The following is a 19,843-nucleotide window of genomic DNA, read 5'->3' as shown; positions in this document are numbered from 1 at the left end:
TAATCTTATTCCTTACCGGCATGGGTGATGAGCCAGCAGTTGTGAATCTGACGGTTACGTGCGAAGTCCTGCGACTGTGTTTTCTGGGTAATATCCTGCGCCTGCAGGCCCAGTGCTCTCAGGCCATCCATGTCCATTTTAAAACCGCGTTTGTTGTTGGAGAACATGATGGTGCCGCCGCGACGCAGCAGACGCTTCAGGTTACGCATCAGCATCATGTGATCGCGCTGGACGTCGAAGCTTTCTTCCATACGTTTTGAGTTGGAGAAGGTTGGCGGATCGATAAAGATCAGGTCAAAGTTCTCATCACTTTCGTTCAGCCAGCTCAGACAGTCTGCCTGCATCAGACGGTGCTGACGTCCGGTCAGGCCGTTGAGGCGCAGGTTGCGCTCTGCCCACTCAAGATAGGTGCGCGACATATCCACAGTCGTGGTTGACCGCGCGCCACCCAGACCGGCGTGTACGCTGGCGGAGCCGGTGTAAGCAAACAGGTTGAGGAAATCTTTGCCCTGGCTCATCTGCCCAAGCATCTTACGGGCGATGCGGTGGTCGAGGAACAGACCGGTGTCGAGATAGTCGGTCAGGTTCACCCAGAAGCGCGCGTTAAACTCTTTAACTTCGAAGTAGTCGCCTTTCTCGTTGAGCTTCTGATACTGCGCTTTGCCTTTCTGACGTTCGCGCGTTTTCATAATCAGACGATCGGCAGGCAGTTGCAGCACGCTCAGCGTCGCGCTGATCACGTCGAACAGGCGCTGACGGGCTTTGTTGGGATCGATGGTCTTCGGTGGCGCGTACTCCTGAATCACCACCCAGTCCGCATAGCGGTCAACCGCAACGTTGTAGTCTGGCAGATCGGCATCGTAAATACGGTAACACTCAATGCCTTCCTGACGCGCCCACTTCTCCAGCTTCTTAACATTTTTACGCAGACGGTTAGCGTAGTCTTCCGCAATCTGTCCGGCATTTTCGCTGCTGTTAACCGCCAGCTGATAATTTTTCTGTACGCAATCCAGCGGGCCGTTCTTCGCTTTAAACTGGCGATCGGCACGCAGTTGCAGGCAGCTCAGCAGCTCCGGCGAGGCGCTGAACAGCGAGAGATTCCAGCCGCCGAAGTGCTGCTTCATCAGACGGCCAAGCTGGCTGTGCAGGGCAATCAGGGCAGGCTCACTCTCCAGACGTTCACCGTAAGGCGGGTTGCTCAGCACGGTGCCGTGAACGGTCGCATCGACCGGGTTGGTCAGCTTCAGCAGATCCTGCTGTGCAAACGTAAACAGCTCAAAGACACCGGCACGGCGGGCGTTCGCCTGCGCCCATTCCAGCACCCGGCCATTGTTATCATAGCCAAAGAAGCGCGCCTGCGTAGCGGCGGTGCCGGCCCGTGCACGGCTCTGCGCCTCGGTTTTCACCTCCTGCCACAGCGCCGCATCAAAGCGATTCCAGGCCGTGAAGCCCCAGTGTTTGCGCAGCAGGCCTGGTGCGCGGTCGCTGGCGATCAGCGCGGCCTCAATCAGCAGCGTACCCGAACCACACATCGGGTCGATCAGCGGCGTGGAGGGTTCCCAGCCGGAACGCAGGACGATCGCCGCCGCCAGGTTCTCTTTCAGCGGTGCCTGGCCGGTCTGCTGACGATAGCCACGCTGATGCAGCGAATTGCCGCTGAGGTCCAGCGCAAGGCTGGCGCGGTCGCCGTTCAGCCAGACGTTGATTCGGATATCGGCCTGCTCGCGGTCAACATCCGGGCGTTCAAGATTCTGGCGGGTAAAGCTGTCCACAATCGCATCTTTTACTTTCAGCGCACCGAACTGGCTGTTACGGATGGATTCGTTGGTGCCGCTGAAATGCACGACAAAAGTTTTGTCGTTGCTGAACAGCGACGGCCAGTCCACGCTCTGCACACCCAGATAGAGATCGAGATCGCTGTAGACGCCGAACTCTCCCAGCGGCAACAGGATGCGTGATGCTAAACGGCTCCACATCAGGCTCTGGTACATGACGCGATCGTCGGCTTCGTAGTGAACGCCGCCCTGCACCACGTGCAAATCCTGCGCGCCCAGCGCGTCCAGCTCACTTTTTAACAGCTCTTCGAGCCCACGCGCCGTGCTGGCAAACAGAGAATTCATATCGTCACTTTTTAACTCTTGAGAAAATTGTCGCGCATTATAGCGAATCGGAGACCTATGTCATAAAGTTAGCTTCTTTTGTATTGCGCGTCGGGTTTAAGGAGAACACCATGATCACGCTTTCCCGCTTATTTATTCATCCGGTAAAGTCGATGCGAGGGCTGGCGCTGTCGCATGCGCAGGTCTCTGACAGCGGGCTGGCCTTTGATCGGCTGTTTATGGTGACAGAAACCGACGGCACCTTTATTACCGCGCGACAGTATCCGGAGATGGTGCGCTTTACGCCCGCGCTGTTGCCGGATGGCCTGTCGCTGACCGCCCCCGATGGCAGCCACGCCCTAATCCGCTTCAGCGATTTCGCCGACCAGCCGCACCCCACCGAAGTCTGGGGCAACCGTTTCACCGCCCGCATCGCCCCGGCGGCGATCAATCAGTGGCTGAGTCAGTTCTTTCCGCGCGCGGTCGAGCTGCGCTGGATCGGCCCGCAACCCACCCGCCGGGTCAAAGCCTGGGATCACATTCCGCTCAGCTTCGCCGATGGCTTCCCGTTTTTGCTGGTTAACAGTGCCTCGCTGCACGATCTGCAGCAGCGCTGCCCGGCCAGCGTTCGCATCGAGCAGTTCCGGCCGAATCTGGTCGTCAGCGGCGCAACCGCCTGGGAGGAAGATAGCTGGGCAGAGATGCAGATTGGCGACGTGATCTTCGAGGTAACCAAGCCCTGCAGCCGCTGCGTACTGACGACGGTGAGCCCTGAGAGCGGGCGCAAGCATCACGACGGTCATCCGCTGGCCACGCTCCAGACGTTCCGCACGGCGCAGGATGAGAGCGGGGATATCGATTTTGGTCTGAACCTGATTGCGCGTAACAGCGGTGTAGTGCGAGCCGGTGATGAGATGCAGATCCTGAAACGTCATACACCGCGCGCGTATGGCGCAGGCAACGTGGCAGAAAGGTTACAACCTGAACGTCAGGCACCTGACGCCGTCACCATCACCTTTCAGGGTCAGTCGTTTACCGGGGATAATCAGCAGGTGTTGCTGGATCAGCTGGAGATGCAGGGCTTCCGCATCCCCTACTCCTGTCGGGCGGGACTCTGCGGCAGTTGCCGGCTGAATCTGGTGACCGGTGAGGTTAAAGCCCTGAAAAAGGGCGTCGTGCGTCCGGACGGCACGCTGCTGAGCTGTAGCTGCATTCCGGCGGGCGACGTCGAACTGCGATAATCAGACCGCCCGGGCGTAACGCGGCGCGGCCTCCTCATACCAGGGCTGCAGGCGATCGTTCATTACTTTGATGGCGTCGCCGAGCACCATGCTTTTACCCGCCAGCGTTAATCCCGGCTGCGCCAGCAGACAGAGCGCGGCGTTATGACCACTCTCCACCACCAGCAACCGGGCCTGCTCGCCCTCGTCGGCCAGCGTGACCAGCACCATCTCACCGGCGCGCGGCTGCATCGCCGGGGCATAGGCGGCAAAGTGCCAGCTTTTTGGCATCAGCGGTTTCAGGAAGCGGGCGGCAACCAGCGCATTCAGCACCAGCTCCGCGCGATGGCTGCCGCTGAGTCTGCACTGCCGGCAGGTTTCGTCAAACGTGTAATAAAGGGCGGCATCGTCGACACAAAAACCGGTGTCGCTGAAGGCATCCGGCGTCAGCATCTTGCGCGAATAGCGGGAACGAAACAGCATCCCGTCTGCCAGATCGAGCATCATTCGGTCGTGACTGCTGTCGAAATACCAGCGCCAGTTATCGTCGGGTTTAATGTTCATCCTGTGCCCTGTATTTACGGCTGCGCCAGACATCGCGCAGAATTCAGCGAAAACAAATATAAGGAAAAAGCTGAAAAAGCATGCAGGACAAAATATAAACGAGCCAGGGAGATAAATAAACCCCCCGGCCAGTCATTGTGAGAATTGTCTTAGAGATGGGTGACGATGTCTTTAATTAATCCTGGCCCCTGATAAATAAAGCCGGAATAAATCTGAACCAGCGTGGCGCCAGCGGCAATTTTTTCCCGCGCGGCGGTCAGCGAGTCGATGCCACCTACACCGATAATCGGCAGACGGCCATGCAGTTCCTGAGAGAGGCGCTGGATGACCGCCGTGCTGCGCGACTGAACGGGTCGCCCGCTCAGCCCACCCTCTTCCTGCGCGTGTCTGAGACCGCTCACCAGCGAACGATCCAGGGTGGTGTTGCAGGCAATCACGCCGTCGATCTGATGACGGACTAAGCTGTCCGCCACCTGAATTAACTCCTCTTCCGACAGATCGGGCGCGATTTTTACGGCCACCGGCACATATTTAAGATGACGCTGCTCCAGCGCCTTTTGTTTTTGTTTAATGGCGGCAAGCAGATCGTCGAGTGCCTCACCATATTGCAGTGAACGCAGGCCGGGCGTGTTGGGCGAGGAGATATTGATGGCGATATACCCGGCGTGGGCATATACCTTCTCCATGCAGATAAGGTAATCCTCTTTTCCCTGCTCAACCGGCGTATCTTTATTTTTACCAATGTTAATACCCAGCACACCGTTGAAACGCGCTTTTTTCACATTTTCAACCAGATGATCGACGCCGAGATTATTAAACCCCATCCGGTTGATAATGCCGCCCGCTTCGACCAGCCGAAACATTCGTGGCTTGTCATTTCCCGCCTGCGCGCGTGGCGTAACGGTGCCGACTTCAACAAAACCAAAGCCCATCGCCGCAAAGGCATCAATGCATTCGGCATTTTTATCCAGACCTGCGGCCAGGCCAAGCGCATTTTTAAAGGTCAGACCCATGCAGGTGACGGGACGCGATGGAAGATTCTGGCGATAGAACAGATCCAGCGGGGTGCCGTTCATGAAACGCAGCTGCTGAAAGGTAAGTTCGTGCGCGCGCTCGGGGTCGAGTCTGAACAGCGCCGGTCGGACGATAGGATAAAACATGCACTCTCCTGAAAGACGGAAGCAATCGTTTAAGTCGGTGCACGGGAAATTGTGCGCCAGAATGGTAAAGTGCTCTGGCGCAAAAGTAAATCGAACTGCGGGAAGAGTGAAACTTAACGTAAATTACGTTGATCTCACGCGGCGGAATCGTTTACCGGCTGGCTTTTAACCTCAGAGGGAAACAGGTATTCCCGCAGGATGCCATGACGATGCATGATGGCAAAGATACCGAAGCAGACAAAGGCTTCCGCACCAACCATCGACCATGCCGCACCAATCGCCCCGAACTTCCACGCCAGGAAACAGCATAGCGGCACGTTAATCACACCTGCGGCCATCATCACCCACATACGCTGGCGAGCCAGCCCATGAGGGATCAGGATCTGTAAGCCAGCCGGATAAGCGACGTTACCGAACAGGAAGCAGAGTACAAAGACGCGCAGTACATCGGCCGACGGAATAAAGTCTTTCCCCAGCAGAATGGAAACGACGAGGTCAGCAAAAAACCAGGTAAAGATGACGATTGACAGACTCAGCCCGAATGAGAGCAACAAACTTTTGCGCGTCGCCGCTATCGCGGCACGTTTATCCCGGCCAAAAAGATGGCTGACACGCGGGAAGAAGGCGCTGCCAATTTGCTCAGGTACGGAATTTGCCGCCTTACGCAGGCGGTCTGCACCGTTGTAGATCCCGACCATGTAGGTCGACGTGAAGGATGCAAGAATCACCACGTTGACGCTGTTAAACAGGTTAGCACCGGCAATCGCGATAAAAACGTCCAGGCTGTCGGTGATGCGCTGTTTAATTTCGCGCGGTTCAAAGCGATAACGGCCAATAACCTTCATCTCCAGCACGAATTTCAGGGTAATTGCCGCGCTGATGATTGAAACCGTACCCGGAATCAGGGCGGCCAGCCAGGTATCCTGCGGAGATTTAACCAGCAGAAAGGTCAGCGGAATCGCGCAGAAGTTACCAAAGGTGGCAATCATTGCCGTCTTACCCAGCTTTTCAAAACCCTGCATCAGCCAGCCGAAGGAGAAGAGTGAACCAATCAGCGTGGTGCAGTTCGCCAGGATGATAAAGAACAGCGGATGCCAGGCAGGATTGAACCAGGTCGCCGTCAGTAATGTGCCGCTGGTGAGCACCAGCAGCATCAGCTTGGCGTTGAACGTTGACCAGAAGAGCTGACTGACACGCTCTTTGTCATCACGATGGTGAGCAATATCTTTGGTCGTAAAGACATTGAACCCCCAGTCTGAAATGGTACTGCAATAGAGGACGCAGGCGATAGCCAGCGCCAGCGTACCCATCTGCTCTACCCCCAGAACACGGGCAAGATAAGGCAGCGTGGCCAGTGGAAACAGAAACGACGCACCGCGATATGCCAGCAGTGAGAAAATATTAATTACCAGACTTCTATCAAGAACTTTTGCCATGACGCAACAACCTTATACACATTGCATGTCTCACCTTCTCATTTCGCAAAGGCATAAACAATATTGCTTCACACTTTTCAGAATCAGGCTGATTTTCAGATTCAGGCGGCGCGCTTCAGCTCTTTTTTAACCTTATAGTGCTGCAGCGTAATAAACAGCTCAGGCCTGTTAAACAGTAGCCACTCTTTGAAATTCTCTGTTTTCACGTTCTGCCCCATAAAGCGGATGGCATTGATCACATATTCTGGTACCGGCGTGCCGTTATAGAGCGATAAATAGATCATCAGGCGAAACGAATGCACTAAATAGGCTTTTTCCAGCTGACTGCGCCACGCAGATTTGACCTGCGAACCGGTTAAGGTATTCCAGGCATGCATAAAGGCGTCGTAGCGCTGGTAAAAAAACTCGTTACTCTTGGTACTGTTGGTCAGTGAGCCGTGACGAATGCGCTGCTTATAATAGACATGGCGGCTGACCCAGGCCTGCTGACTTTTGATAAACGCGGAGAGGGTAAAGTTATGATCTTCATGAACGCGTTTAACAAACCGCAATTTGTGCTGCTCAACAACCCGTTTGCTGACAATATAACTCCAGGCCGCCGAGGTATATCTGCCATTTCGCAGCAGGTGTAACAGGACCTCCTGCGGCTTTTGCTGTCCAAAGATGTCATGACGCACTTTTGGCGAGGTGACATCGATCTGACCATCGCGATAGACAGAGGAGTTAAAGCAGAACAGGTCCGTTTCCGGATGCTTTTCCGCGACAATCGCCAGTTCAGTGACCAGCCCGTCCGTCACCACATCATCCGGGTCGCAGAAGAACAGGAACTGGCCGCGGGCCGCCTCGATACCCACATCGCGGGCATGACCAGCACCGGCGTTTTCCGTCGTAATTATTTTCACCTGCGGCAGATGGGCATAATTCTGTTCAAGCAAAGCCAGCGTTCTGTCGGTTGAACCATCATTCACAATGAGGATTTCATTGGGCGCTTTAACCTGACGTAATAAAGAATCCACGCACTCAACAATATATTTCTCAACATTGTAAGTGGGAATAATAACGGATAACAGGATGTCAGACATGTGAAATTCTCTGCTGTTAGAAAATGACAATACGATTCACCTGCCAGATGCAGGACCTGACCCGAGGCGAAACGTCGAAAAGAGTACGGCTCTGTTATTATGATTGACTGAGTTGAGCCTGATTATCTTAAACCGGTTATCCAGAAAAACCAGCCGTAAAAAACATCTTAACGTTTCATGGACCAGTCACAGTTAATCAAAGTGCATCTATAACTGAAAATAATGTTAAAAATGTTGAGGTTCGATTTAAAATTCTTTGACTAAAGAGATGTAACCAGATGGAGAAAAGCGTAAGTGGACCTCTGAAAGAGTGAAAAAATTTCTCATTCCTTCATTTTTATTACACTATCTACCCTGAGATTAATCTTAATAATCTGCCATTCTCTTCACGCCCGCGCTGATTTCTGTCTGGCTTAACGGCCTGTAATCGCCTCTGCTTTATTTTGTTTAAGTTCTGATTAGAAAAAAAACATTAAGCAATCAGACAAAAACGCGTTTTTTTTTGCCAGCGGCCGATTTTGCACTTCTCATATCATCTCTTTTAATGAATCGTTCACCTGCCTGTGCCTGATTTAAGAATAATCGGAAGCACTGACCGACTTGCAGCCCTTGCCGCTTCTATTTGCAGATTTCACCCTTGCTTTGCCGGATAAATCATTTAAGCCCATTCCCCTGCTCTGACAGTATGAGGACATTAGTTCTCAATTTTCGCCAATCAATAACTTTTGGTTATAAGGAGTGATCATGCGCGTCATTACGCTGGCAGGCAGCCCACGCTTCCCCTCCCGCTCAACCTCACTGCTGACGATCTGTCAGCACAAGCTTGAGGCCCGTGGCGCCGAAGTCATTCCCTGGAATATTCACAACTTCCAGCCAGACGATCTGATCAATGCACGGTTCGACGCGCCTGCGCTGCTGGCACTGCGTGAAGACCTGGCGTCGGCTGATGGCCTGATCGTGGCAACCCCGATTTACAAAGCCTCCTTTTCAGGCGCGCTGAAGACGCTGCTTGACCTGCTGCCTGAGCGAGCCCTGGAACATAAAGTGGTATTACCGCTGGCCAGCGGTGGCAGTGCCGGTCATCTGCTGGCAATGGACTACGCCCTGAAACCGGTGCTGAACGCCTTAAAGGCGCAGGAGATCCTGCATGGCGTTTACGCCGAGGATCATCAGATTAATCATTATGACCGTCAGCCCGAGCTGCAGGATGCCCTGTCCCAGCGTCTGGATGAAGCCGTCGCCGCCTTCTGGCTGGCACTGACCCGTCACCACCACCCCGTCGCACTGGCGGTATAAGGAAGCGTTATGAAACTGAGATCAGGAATGTGGCTGGTCGCGGGTCTGCTGCTGGCCAGCCTTCAGGTTAAAGCAGCCGAACCCGACCCGGCAGAGATTCGCATCGGCTATCAGAAAGGTTCGGTGAGCATGGTGCTGGCAAAGTCGCACCATCTGCTGGAGACACGTTTCCCCGATACGAAGATTAAATGGATAGAGTTCCCGGCGGGGCCGCAAATGCTGGAAGCACTGAACGTCAACAGCATCGATCTCGGCAGTACCGGCGATCTGCCACCGCTGTTTGCCCAGGCCGCAGGCGCGGATCTGCTCTATGTCGGCGCGGAGCCGCCAAAACCCAAAGCGGAAGTGATTCTGGTGCCCAAAAGCAGCCCTCTGAAACAGGTCGCCGATCTGAAAGGAAAAAAAGTGGCGTTCCAGAAGGGCTCCAGCTCTCATAATTTACTGCTGCGTGCCCTGCAGCAGGCAGGTCTGAGCTTTAAAGACATCACGCCGGTCTATCTGACGCCGGCCGATGCCCGCGCCGCCTTCCAGCAGGGTAATGTAGATGCCTGGGCGATCTGGGACCCCTACTACTCTTCGGTTCTGCTGCAGGGCAATTCGCGCCTGCTGACGGATGGCAGTTCACTTAACCTGACCGGCTCCTTCTATCTGGCGACCCGCAGCTATGCCGAGGCGCACGGTGCGTTTATTCAGAAGGTGCTCAACACCTTCAGCGAGGCCGATGCACTAACAATCAGCCAGCCGCAGCAGAGCATTACGCTGCTGGCGCAGGCGATGGGCCTGCCCGAGCCGGTCATCGCCAGCTACCTCAGCCACCGGCCCCCGACCCGGATTTCGCCGGTCAGTGCCGAAACCGCTGCGGCTCAGCAGCGTACCGCTGACCTCTTCTATGCCAATCATCTGTTGCCCGTAAAAGTGACGATCCAAAATCGACTCTGGCAACCGCATACCCTGACGCAATAAGGAGCAACAATGAGCGTATCTGTTTTCTGGTTTCTGCCGACACATGGCGACGGCCACTATCTTGGCACCGCTGAAGGCGCCCGTCCGGTTGACCACGCCTATCTGCAACAGGTCGCGCAGGCCGCTGACCGTCTTGGTTTTGGTGGCGTCCTGATCCCCACCGGCCGCTCCTGCGAAGATGCGTGGCTGGTTGCCGCCTCGCTGATTCCTGTGACGCAGCGTCTGCGATTCCTGGTGGCCCTGCGTCCCGGCGTGATTTCACCGACTCAGGCGGCGCGCCAGGCCGCGACTCTGGATCGTCTCTCGAACGGCCGGGCGCTCTTCAACCTGGTCACCGGCGGCGATCCGGAAGAGCTGGCGGGCGATGGGGTGTTTCTCGATCACCGCGAACGTTATGCGGAATCGGCCGAGTTTACCCGCGTATGGCGCCGGGTGCTGGAAGGCGAAACCGTGGATTACGAAGGCAAACATGTGAAGGTCCGGGGCGCGCGTCTGATGTTCAAACCGGTGCAACAACCTCGCCCGCCGCTCTGGTTCGGCGGATCGTCTGAACCGGCACAGGCGCTGGCGGCGGAACAGGTCGACGTTTACCTCACCTGGGGCGAACCCCCTGCTCAGGTCAAAGAGAAGATTGAACAGGTGCGCGCTAAAGCGGCGGCGCAGGGCCGGACGGTGCGCTTCGGTATCCGGCTGCATGTGATTGTGCGGGAAACGAATGAAGAAGCCTGGCAGGCCGCCGACCGGCTGATTGCCAATGTCGATGACGCCACGATCGCGAAAGCACAGGCAGCATTCCAGCGCGCAGACTCTGTGGGCCAGCGCCGGATGGCCGCGCTGCATGGCGGTCGCCGTGACAAACTGGAGATCAGCCCGAACCTCTGGGCTGGCGTGGGACTGGTGCGCAGCGGCGCCGGGACAGCACTGGTTGGCGATGGCCCGACCGTTGCCGCCCGCATTAAAGAGTATGAAGCGCTGGGCATCGAGACCTTTATCCTGTCCGGCTATCCGCACCTGGAAGAGGCTTATCGCGTCGGCGAACTGCTGTTCCCGCATCTTGATCTGCAGGTTCCGCTGGTGCCCCAGCCGCGCGTAGTGCAGGCACATGGTGAAGCGGTCGCCAACGATTTTACCCCTGAGAAGAAAGTCGCTCGCGGCTAAGGAGAGGAGCATGGCCAGAACCCGAAAACGCCTTGCTGATATGCTGGTGCCGTGGCTGCTGCCGATTGTACTGGTCGTGGTATGGCAGATCGCCTCACAAACCGGCTGGTTGTCCAACCGTATTCTGCCCGCGCCGGAGAAGATCATGACTACCTTCTGGCAACTCACCGCCAGCGGCGAACTCTGGCAGCATCTGGCGATCAGCAGCTGGCGGGCGTTAATCGGTTTCAGCATCGGCGGTTCTATCGGTCTGGTGCTCGGCCTGATTACCGGCATCTCCAGAACCGGTGAACGCCTGCTGGATACCTCGGTACAGATGCTGCGCAACGTGCCCCATCTGGCCCTGATCCCGCTGGTGATCCTCTGGTTCGGCATTGATGAGTCGGCCAAAATCTTTCTGGTGGCGCTGGGTACCCTGTTTCCTGTCTACCTCAACACCTATCACGGCATCCGCAATATTGATCGCGGGCTGGTCGAGATGGCGCGCAGCTATGGGCTTTCCGGCTGGAGCCTGTTTATTCAGGTAATTCTTCCCGGTGCGTTGCCCAACATCATGGTCGGGGTACGTTTCGCACTGGGGCTGATGTGGCTGACGCTGATTGTCGCCGAAACAATCTCCGCCAATTCGGGCATCGGCTATCTGGCCATGAACGCCCGTGAGTTTCTGCAGACCGACGTGGTAGTGGTTGCCATTATTCTGTATGCCCTGCTCGGCAAACTGGCGGATGTTGCTGCACTGCTGCTGGAACGTGTCTGGCTGCGCTGGCATCCCGCTTATCAACTGAAGGAGGAGAACGCATGAGCCAGACTTTTTCACCGGCCCGCCTGAACAGCGGTACGCCGGTTGGCGTAAACAGCGTCAGTAAACACTATGGCAATCGCACGATTCTCAACGGCATCGACCTGCATATTCCCGCCGGTCAGTTTGTGGCCGTGGTGGGTCGCAGTGGCTGTGGCAAAAGTACCCTGCTACGTCTGCTGGCCGGACTGGAGCAGAGCACCAGCGGTGAACTGCTGGCGGGGAATGCGCCACTGGCGTCGGCGCAGGACGATACTCGCCTGATGTTTCAGGATGCGCGACTGCTGCCGTGGAAAAAGGTGATCGACAACGTCGGGCTTGGCCTGCGCGGACGTGAATGGCGCAGCGCGGCGAGAGAGGCGCTGTCGGCAGTGGGACTGGCCGATCGGGCTGACGAATGGCCCGCAGCCCTCTCCGGCGGCCAGAAACAGCGCGTGGCGCTGGCCAGAGCACTGATCCACCGGCCTGGTCTTCTGCTGCTGGATGAACCACTGGGCGCCCTGGATGCCGTCACCCGCATTGAAATGCAGGACCTGATAGCGTCGCTGTGGCAGCAGCACCATTTTACCGTGCTGCTGGTCACGCACGATGTCAGCGAGGCCGTTGTGATGGCGGATCGTGTCCTGTTGATCGAAGAGGGTAAAATCGGGCTGGACCTGCTGATCGATCTGCCACGTCCGCGACGGCGGGGATCGGCACGGTTGGCCGAACTGGAAGCGGAGGTGCTGGAACGGGTGATGCAGCGTACGGCACCGGTACCACCGGTACATTACGCGCAGCAGCGTTAAAAAAAGGCGGAGGCCGTCTCAGACGCTCCGCCTTTTTGCTATCAGGCGTTCAGGGCGCGACTGATTTTCTCGTAGAGGTCACCCGAAAGATTATCCAGCGCCAGCAGCTGCTCAAGCGCCTGACGCATCAGCGCCTGACGCTCTTCGTCGTAACGTTTCAGACGAATCAGCGGCTCCACCATCCGTGCCGCGACCTGCGGGTTGCGGCTGTTCAAATCGGTGAGCATCTCGACCAGGAATTTATAGCCGCTACCGTCCCGGGCGTGGAACGCGGCCGGGTTAGCGGAGGCAAATGCGCCAATCAGCGAACGAACGCGGTTCGGATTGCTCAGAGTGAAAGAGCGATGGTTCAGCAGATTACGCACATTGCGCATCACGTTCGCGGCCGGGCTGGTCGCCTGCAGCACAAACCACTTATCCATCACCAGACCATCCTGATGCCAGCGCTCATCATACGCCGCCAGCAGCGCATCACGACACGGCAGCTGTGCCGCCACAGCAGCAGAAAGTGCCGCCAGCGCATCGGTCATGTTAGTCGCCTGCTCATACTGCGTCTGCACCAGCTTATCCGCCAGCTGCGCATCGCTGAAGGCAAGATAGGTCAGGCAGACATTTTTCAGGCTGCGCTGGCCGATCGCGTGATGTTCCACGCGGTATTCAGGCTGCTGACTGGCGTTGTAGATGGCAAAAAACTCATCGGCCAGTTCGCGGGCCAGCGTGCGCTGCAGCGCATCGCGCACCAGCGCAATCGCCTGCGGATCGATGGTATCGAACAGTTCGGCAATCTCGTTCTCTGACGGCAGCGTCAGGATCAGCGCGGTCAGCGCCGGGTCGCTGTCGGTATCGAGCAGCACCGCACGGAAAGCGTCGGCCACATGCAGCGGCAGTGACAGATGCTGGCCCTGCTGATAGCGGGCGACGTTCAGCCGGATATAAGTTGCCAGCAGGCTCTGCGCCGCATCCCAGCGGGAAAAGTCGTTACGGGCGTGACGCATCAGGAAGGTCAGCTGTCCATCACTCCATTTATAGTCGAGCTTCACCGGCGCAGAGAATTCGCGCAGCAGCGACGGCACCGGCTGGAAGTAGACGTTGTCGAAGATAAAGGTCTGGAACTCCTCGGTGACATTCAGCACCGAAGAGACCGGATGACCGTTATTCTGCAGCGGGATCACCTTGCCTTCGCCGTCATAGAGCTCGATATCCAGCGGAATATGCAGCGGCAGCTTCTCTTTCTGATCGGCGGTCGCCGGGGTGTGCTGCGTGACGTGCAGCGTATATTGCTCCAGCTCCGGATTATAATCGTCGCGCACCGTCAGCACAGGTGTACCCGACTGACTGTACCAGCGGCGGAACTGCGAGAGATCCACGTTTGAGGCATCTTCCATCGCCTGTACGAAATCGTCACAGGTGGCGGCGCTGCCGTCGTGACGATCAAAATAGAGCTTCATGCCCTTCTGGAAATTCTCTTCACCTAGCAGGGTGTGCATCATGCGGATCACTTCTGATCCTTTCTCATACACCGTCAGGGTGTAGAAGTTGTTCATCTCCATGACCTGATCCGGACGGATCGGGTGCGCCATCGGGCTGGCATCTTCGGCGAACTGCGCACCGCGCACGATGCGCACGTTGTCGATGCGGTTTACCGCGCGCGAGCCCAGATCGGAACTGAACTCCTGATCGCGGAACACCGTCAGCCCCTCTTTCAGGCTGAGCTGGAACCAGTCGCGGCAGGTGACGCGGTTGCCGGTCCAGTTGTGGAAATATTCGTGGCCAATAACCGCTTCAATCCCCAGATAATCTTTATCCGTCGCCGTTTCCGCTTTCGCCAGCACATATTTGGCGTTGAAGACGTTCAGCCCTTTGTTCTCCATCGCGCCCATATTGAAGAAGTCGACCGCCACGATCATAAAGATATCGAGGTCATACTCCAGTCCGAAACGCTCCTCATCCCACTTCATGCTGCTTTTCAGCGAGGTCATCGCCCAGTCAGCCCGATCCAGATTGCCGCGATCGACAAAGATCTCCAGGGCCACATCACGGCCTGAACGGGTGGTGAAGCTGTCGCGCAGAACGTCGAAGTCACCCGCCACCAGCGCAAACAGGTAGCAGGGTTTCGGGAACGGATCTTCCCACTTCACCCAGCTGCGGCCCTGCTCATCGCGGCCGCTGTCGATACGGTTCCCGTTGGAGAGCAGAAACGGATAGCGCTCACCGTCGGCATAAAGTGTGGTGGTAAAGCGGGCCAGGACGTCCGGCCGATCGAGATACCAGGTAATATGACGGAAGCCTTCCGCCTCGCACTGGGTGCAAAGCGCCTCGCCCGATTTATAAAGCCCTTCCAGCGCGGTGTTCTGGTCCGGATGAATGTCGTTGACGATTTTCAGGGTGAAGCTGTCCGGCAACTGGCTGATAATCAGCGCGCCCTCTTCTTCCCGGTAGGCGGTCCAGGGCTGCCCGTCGATCTCCAGCGCAATCAGCGTTAAATCTTCGCCGTCCAGACGCAGCTCAGCCTGGCTGTCGCCCAGTCGTTTAACCTGGCTGATGGCTGTGACCTGCGTGGTCGACGCATCCAGCTCAAAGGTTAAATCAATGTCAGTAATGGTGTAATCAGGCGCACGATAGTCGTGGCGATACTTGATTTGGGGCTGTTGCGTCATATTGCGTCTCGCGTTGTTATAAGTTTACCGGCAAAGTCTAAGCTTGTTACTACAAGCTTGCCACGCACAAAGCACCGGAATGATTAAATGGATACAGTTTGTTAACAAAGGCACAGATTGGCCTCGACCCGCCCGACTGAAATATGCTGTGATCGGCTTCAGATAGTGAATTATACTTTTGCGTCTTTATGACTGTGTACAACACCGGGCTCTGCGCCACCGAACAGGATGCTGAAACGCGCCATGACAGGACATGCTTCTCCGATACTGACCTCGCTGCTGGATACGGATGCCTATAAGCTCCATATGCAGCAGGCCGTTTTCCACCGTTATTATGATGTTACGGTGAAGGCGGAGTTTCGCTGCCGCGGCGATGAACAGCTGGGTCTCTACGCTGACGAAATTCGTGACGCGATCACCACCATGCAAAACCTGGCGCTGACTGATGACGAAGCGACATGGTTGTCTCGCCTTCCCTTTTTCCGCCAGGACTATCTTCACTGGCTGCGCCAGTTTCGTTATAACCCGCGCCAGGTTGAAGTCCGTAATCATCACGGCGTGCTGGATATCCGCATCCAGGGGCCGTGGCGTGAAGTGATTATGTGGGAGGTGCCGTTACTGGCGCTGATCAGCGAGATCGTGCACCGTCATCGCACGCCGCAGGTCACCACCCAGCAGGCGGTCGACCATCTGCAACAGAAACTCAGCGCCTTTAAAACGGAGGTTGCTGACCTTGATATGTCACGCTTCCGCCTGATGGATTTTGGCACCCGTCGCCGCTATTCACAGGATGTGCAGGAGGCCATTGTCTCTACGCTGAAGCAGGATTTTCCGTGGCTGATTGGTACCAGTAACTATGATCTGGCCCGTCGTCTGTCACTGACGCCGGTGGGCACCCAGGCGCATGAGTGGTTCCAGGCGTTTCAGCAAATCAGTCCGGTGCTGGCCAACAGCCAGCGTGCGGCGCTGCAGGCGTGGCTGGATGAGTATGATGACCAGCTGGGCATTGCCCTGACGGACTGTATTGCAATGGATGCATTCCTGCGTGATTTCGGGCCGGTCTTTGCCAATCGCTATCAGGGATTGCGCCACGACTCCGGCGATCCGGTTGAATGGGGAGAGAAAGCGCTCGCCCACTATCAGAAACTGGGTATTGATCCCCTCAGCAAAAACCTGGTTTTTTCAGACAACCTGAACCTCGACAAAGCGCTGACGCTTTATCGCCATTTTGGTCAGCGAACCAACGTGGTGTTTGGCATCGGAACCCGCCTGACCTGCGACATTCCGGGCGTGACGCCGCTGAATATCGTCATCAAACTGGTGCAGTGCAACGGCAAGCCGGTAGCGAAGCTCTCAGACAGCCCGGGTAAAACAATCTGTCAGGATAAGGCCTTTGTCCGCGCCCTGCGTAAAGCCTTCGATCTGCCTCTGGTGAAAAAAGCGAGCTGAATCCTGCTTAATCGGGGCGTTGATGCGCCCCGCCTCTGCTGTAATAAATCCGCTTTCCCCCTGAATTTTGCTTGTTTCCTGAAGACTCGCAAGTAACATAGCAAAACCCCGGATGGGGCAACTTTTTACTCACTTCTTCTATATAGAGAGATATTTATGAGCGTAGTGCCTGTAGCGGATGTACTGCACGGTCGCGTCGCGGTTGACAGTGAAGTCACCGTACGTGGTTGGGTGCGTACCCGAAGAGATTCAAAAGCCGGTCTTTCCTTCATCGCCGTCTACGATGGCTCCTGCTTTAATCCCGTTCAGGCTGTCGTCAATAATTCTCTGAATAATTATCAGGATGAAGTGCTGCGTCTGACCACAGGCTGTTCCGTTATCGTCACCGGTAAAGTGGTGGCCTCGCCGGGTCAGGGCCAGGCTTTTGAGATTCAGGCGACCGGTCTGGAAGTGGTTGGCTGGGTCGAAGATCCCGACAGCTACCCGATGGCGGCGAAACGCCACAGCATCGAGTATCTGCGTGAAGTGGCGCACCTGCGTCCGCGCACTAATCTGATCGGTGCGGTCGCCCGCGTCCGTCATACGCTGGCGCAGGCGCTGCACCGCTTCTTCCATGAGAACGGCTATTTCTGGGTCTCTACCCCGCTGATTACCGCCTCCGATACCGAAGGTGCCGGGGAAATGTTCCGTGTTTCCACGCTGGATCTGGAAAACCTGCCGCGTAACGATCAGGGCAACGTTGACTTCAGCGAAGATTTCTTTGGTAAAGAGGCCTTCCTGACCGTCTCGGGTCAGCTGAATGGCGAAACCTACGCCAGCGCCCTGTCGAAAATCTACACCTTCGGCCCGACGTTCCGCGCAGAAAACTCTAACACCAGCCGTCATCTGGCGGAATTCTGGATGCTGGAGCCGGAAATTGCGTTTGCCTCGCTGGATGATGCGGCCGACCTGGCGGAAGCCATGCTGAAGTATGTCTTTAACGCGGTACTGGAAGAGCGCGCCGATGATATGGCCTTCTTTGCCGAGCGCGTAGACAAAGAAGCGGTAGAACGCCTGCAGCGCTTCATTACCACCGATTTCGCGCAGGTCAACTATACCGATGCGGTCGAGATCCTGATGAACTGCGGTCAGAGCTTCGAAAACCCGGTTTCCTGGGGCATCGACCTCTCTTCTGAGCATGAACGCTATCTGGCTGAGAAACACTTCAAAGCGCCAGTCGTGGTGAAAAACTATCCGAAAGACATCAAGGCATTTTATATGCGCCTGAACGACGATGGTAAAACCGTAGCGGCAATGGACGTTCTGGCGCCGGGCATCGGTGAAATCATTGGCGGTTCACAGCGTGAAGAACGTCTGGATGTGCTGGATGCGCGACTGGAAGAGATGGGCCTGAACAAAGAAGATTACTGGTGGTATCGTGACCTGCGTCGCTACGGTACCGTGCCACATTCTGGCTTCGGTCTGGGCTTTGAACGTTTAATCGCCTATGTCACCGGCGTACAGAATGTCAGGGACGTTATTCCCTTCCCACGTACGCCACGCAACGCGAGTTTCTAAGATTAAGCATTAAATATAAGAAATTCATATATATAAGGAGGTCGGCACTGCCGGCCTTTTTTTATTTTTATAAATTTTGAGTTGTCTCACAAAGTTCCGTATTTTTTACATTTTGTAATACATATTTTCCTTTGGAAACCAGATTACGAGTTTAGTAGCATTTTCGCGCTAGAATTACGGCGGGGGGGATGGAAAGATGCGTGCAGACACAGGAAGACACCAAACTTCGCTCAGGGTTCCGTAAAGATTTCCTGACGGCAGTGGCAGGTGTACAAATAACTCCAATGAGGGTAATGAATAATGATGAAGCGCAATATTCTTGCAGTGGTTATCCCTGCTCTGTTAGCCGCCGGCGCAGCAAACGCTGCAGAAATCTATAACAAAGACGGCAACAAACTGGACCTGTACGGTAAAGCTGTTGGTCTGCATTACTTCTCAGATGACGACGGCAACAACGGTGACAACTCTTATGTTCGCTTCGGCTTCAAAGGCGAAACCCAGATCAACGATCAGCTGACCGGTTACGGCCAGTGGGAATACAACATTCAGGCGAACAACTCTGAAGGTTCTGACGCACAGGACGGCAACAAAACCCGTCTGGGCTTTGCCGGTCTGAAATTCGGCGATGCTGGCTCAATCGACTACGGCCGTAACTACGGTGTGGTCTACGATGCAATCGGCTGGACCGATATGCTGCCAGAGTTCGGTGGCGATTCAGGATATTCAGATAACTTCATGAACGGCCGCAGCACCGGCCTGCTGACCTACCGTAACACCAACTTCTTCGGCCTGGTTGATGGCTGGGACTTTGCCCTTCAGTATCAAGGTAAAAACGAACGTGACTCTATTCGTCGTTCCAATGGCGACGGCTATGGTGTATCTACCACCTACGTTTCTCCAATCGGTGTAGGCTTCGCAGCGGCATATAGCAGCAGCGACCGTACTGATGCGCAGGCAGCCGGTGCACAGACTACCATCACGCCTAGCGCCGCAAATGGCGGTGGTGCTGCATTTACCAACGTGACCGGTCAGGGCGCAGGCAAACGTGCTGAAAACTGGGCAACTGCTCTGAAATACGATGCGAACAACGTGTACCTGGCTGCAATGTACGGCGAAACCCGTAACTCAACACCAATTACCACTACCGGTACACTGGCTAACGGTAACGCTTTCTCAACAACTGGCTTTGCTAACAAAGCGCAGAACATTGAGCTGGTTGCACAGTATCAGTTCGACTTCGGTCTGCGTCCATCCCTGGCCTACGTACAGTCTAAAGGCAAGGATATCGAAGGCGTGGGCGATGCTGACCTGGTCAAATACTTCGACGTTGGCGCGACTTACTACTTCAACAAAAACATGTCTACCTACGTTGATTACAAAATCAACCAGCTGGATGACAACAACCGTCTGAATCTGAATACAGATGACGTTGTGGGTGTTGGCCTGGTTTACCAGTTCTAATCCTGCTTCAGCATGTTAAAAAACGGGGCTCTGGCCCCGTTTTTTTATGGCTGCGATTCCCGATATCAGCCTTTTACGCCACCTTTCCCACTGCATTCTCACGCTGACCTCCCCGTCACGTTATATGTCGCGCAAAATGCAGGAATTTGTCTCG

The 19,843-nt window shown here is 55.7% G+C and carries 15 protein-coding genes; 9 read left to right on the top strand and 6 right to left on the bottom strand.

The features are described from left to right. Positions 1-5 precede the first annotated feature (5 nt). Complete coding sequence (gene rlmKL, locus ACLHDD_RS03955; RefSeq protein WP_427103030.1) at positions 6-2,120, bottom strand: bifunctional 23S rRNA (guanine(2069)-N(7))-methyltransferase RlmK/23S rRNA (guanine(2445)-N(2))-methyltransferase RlmL; 2,115 nt, start codon at positions 2,118-2,120, stop codon at positions 6-8. A gap of 110 nt (positions 2,121-2,230) precedes the next feature. Between rlmKL and ACLHDD_RS03950 the strand changes: the two genes are divergently transcribed. Next, on the top strand, positions 2,231-3,340 hold the full coding sequence (locus ACLHDD_RS03950; protein WP_427103029.1) for a YcbX family protein: 1,110 nt from the start codon (positions 2,231-2,233) through the stop codon (positions 3,338-3,340). Here the strand turns inward: ACLHDD_RS03950 and ACLHDD_RS03945 are convergent, their stop codons facing one another. The 4 genes from ACLHDD_RS03945 to ACLHDD_RS03930 form a co-directional block, all read right to left on the bottom strand. Then, positions 3,341-3,883: a cell division protein ZapC gene (locus ACLHDD_RS03945; protein WP_427103028.1), complete on the bottom strand. Its 543-nt coding sequence runs from the start codon at positions 3,881-3,883 to the stop codon at positions 3,341-3,343. 149 nt (positions 3,884-4,032) lie between these two features. Then, entirely contained in the window at positions 4,033-5,043 is a 1,011-nt protein-coding gene (gene pyrD, locus ACLHDD_RS03940) for a quinone-dependent dihydroorotate dehydrogenase (protein ID WP_427103027.1), read from the bottom strand. Positions 5,044-5,177: 134 nt separating this feature from the next. Further along, the gene (locus ACLHDD_RS03935; RefSeq protein WP_427103026.1) at positions 5,178-6,479 is read right to left on the bottom strand and encodes a flippase; all 1,302 of its coding nucleotides are present in this window, start codon (positions 6,477-6,479) and stop codon (positions 5,178-5,180) included. A gap of 101 nt (positions 6,480-6,580) precedes the next feature. After that, complete coding sequence (locus ACLHDD_RS03930; protein ID WP_427103025.1) at positions 6,581-7,561, bottom strand: glycosyltransferase family 2 protein; 981 nt, start codon at positions 7,559-7,561, stop codon at positions 6,581-6,583. Positions 7,562-8,305: 744 nt separating this feature from the next. On the opposite strand from ACLHDD_RS03930, the gene ssuE reads away from it, so the two are divergent. From ssuE to ssuB, 5 genes are read left to right on the top strand one after another with little or no spacing between them, the layout of a single operon-like run. Continuing rightward, positions 8,306-8,857 (top strand): NADPH-dependent FMN reductase, encoded by a 552-nt coding sequence (ssuE, locus tag ACLHDD_RS03925; protein ID WP_427103024.1) that lies wholly within the window; start codon positions 8,306-8,308, stop codon positions 8,855-8,857. 9 nt (positions 8,858-8,866) lie between these two features. After that, positions 8,867-9,820 (top strand): sulfonate ABC transporter substrate-binding protein, encoded by a 954-nt coding sequence (locus ACLHDD_RS03920; RefSeq protein ID WP_427103023.1) that lies wholly within the window; start codon positions 8,867-8,869, stop codon positions 9,818-9,820. Between the two features lie 9 nt (positions 9,821-9,829). Further along, on the top strand, positions 9,830-10,978 hold the full coding sequence (ssuD, locus tag ACLHDD_RS03915; protein WP_427103022.1) for an FMNH2-dependent alkanesulfonate monooxygenase: 1,149 nt from the start codon (positions 9,830-9,832) through the stop codon (positions 10,976-10,978). 10 nt (positions 10,979-10,988) lie between these two features. Next, a complete protein-coding gene (ssuC, locus tag ACLHDD_RS03910; protein WP_427103021.1) occupies positions 10,989-11,780 on the top strand; it encodes an aliphatic sulfonate ABC transporter permease SsuC in 792 nt (263 codons plus the stop codon). Further along, complete coding sequence (ssuB, locus tag ACLHDD_RS03905; RefSeq protein ID WP_427103020.1) at positions 11,777-12,565, top strand: aliphatic sulfonates ABC transporter ATP-binding protein; 789 nt, start codon at positions 11,777-11,779, stop codon at positions 12,563-12,565. Before ssuC ends, ssuB begins: the two co-directional genes overlap by 4 nt. A 41-nt stretch (positions 12,566-12,606) precedes the next feature. On the opposite strand, the gene pepN is transcribed toward ssuB, so the two are convergent. Further along, positions 12,607-15,222: an aminopeptidase N gene (gene pepN / locus ACLHDD_RS03900; protein ID WP_427103019.1), complete on the bottom strand. Its 2,616-nt coding sequence runs from the start codon at positions 15,220-15,222 to the stop codon at positions 12,607-12,609. A 243-nt stretch (positions 15,223-15,465) separates the two neighbouring features. On the opposite strand from pepN, the gene pncB reads away from it, so the two are divergent. The 3 genes from pncB (at position 15,466) to ompF (ending at position 19,689) form a co-directional block, all read left to right on the top strand. Beyond that, positions 15,466-16,671 carry a nicotinate phosphoribosyltransferase gene (gene pncB, locus ACLHDD_RS03895; RefSeq protein ID WP_427103018.1) on the top strand — a complete coding sequence of 402 codons (1,206 nt, stop codon included), beginning with the start codon at positions 15,466-15,468 and terminating at the stop codon, positions 16,669-16,671. A gap of 156 nt (positions 16,672-16,827) precedes the next feature. Continuing rightward, positions 16,828-18,228, top strand: coding sequence for an asparagine--tRNA ligase (gene asnS / locus ACLHDD_RS03890; protein WP_427103017.1), 1,401 nt, complete (start codon positions 16,828-16,830; stop codon positions 18,226-18,228). 300 nt (positions 18,229-18,528) lie between these two features. Next, on the top strand, positions 18,529-19,689 hold the full coding sequence (ompF, locus tag ACLHDD_RS03885; protein WP_427103016.1) for a porin OmpF: 1,161 nt from the start codon (positions 18,529-18,531) through the stop codon (positions 19,687-19,689). The last annotated feature ends 154 nt before the right edge of the window (positions 19,690-19,843 follow it).

Origin of the sequence: Pantoea sp. NSTU24 (assembly GCF_050157905.1) — a bacterium.
GTDB lineage: Bacteria > Pseudomonadota > Gammaproteobacteria > Enterobacterales > Enterobacteriaceae > Pantoea.
Note: the sequence above shows the minus strand (reverse complement) of the source record. Positions and strands in the feature narration are given on the sequence as shown.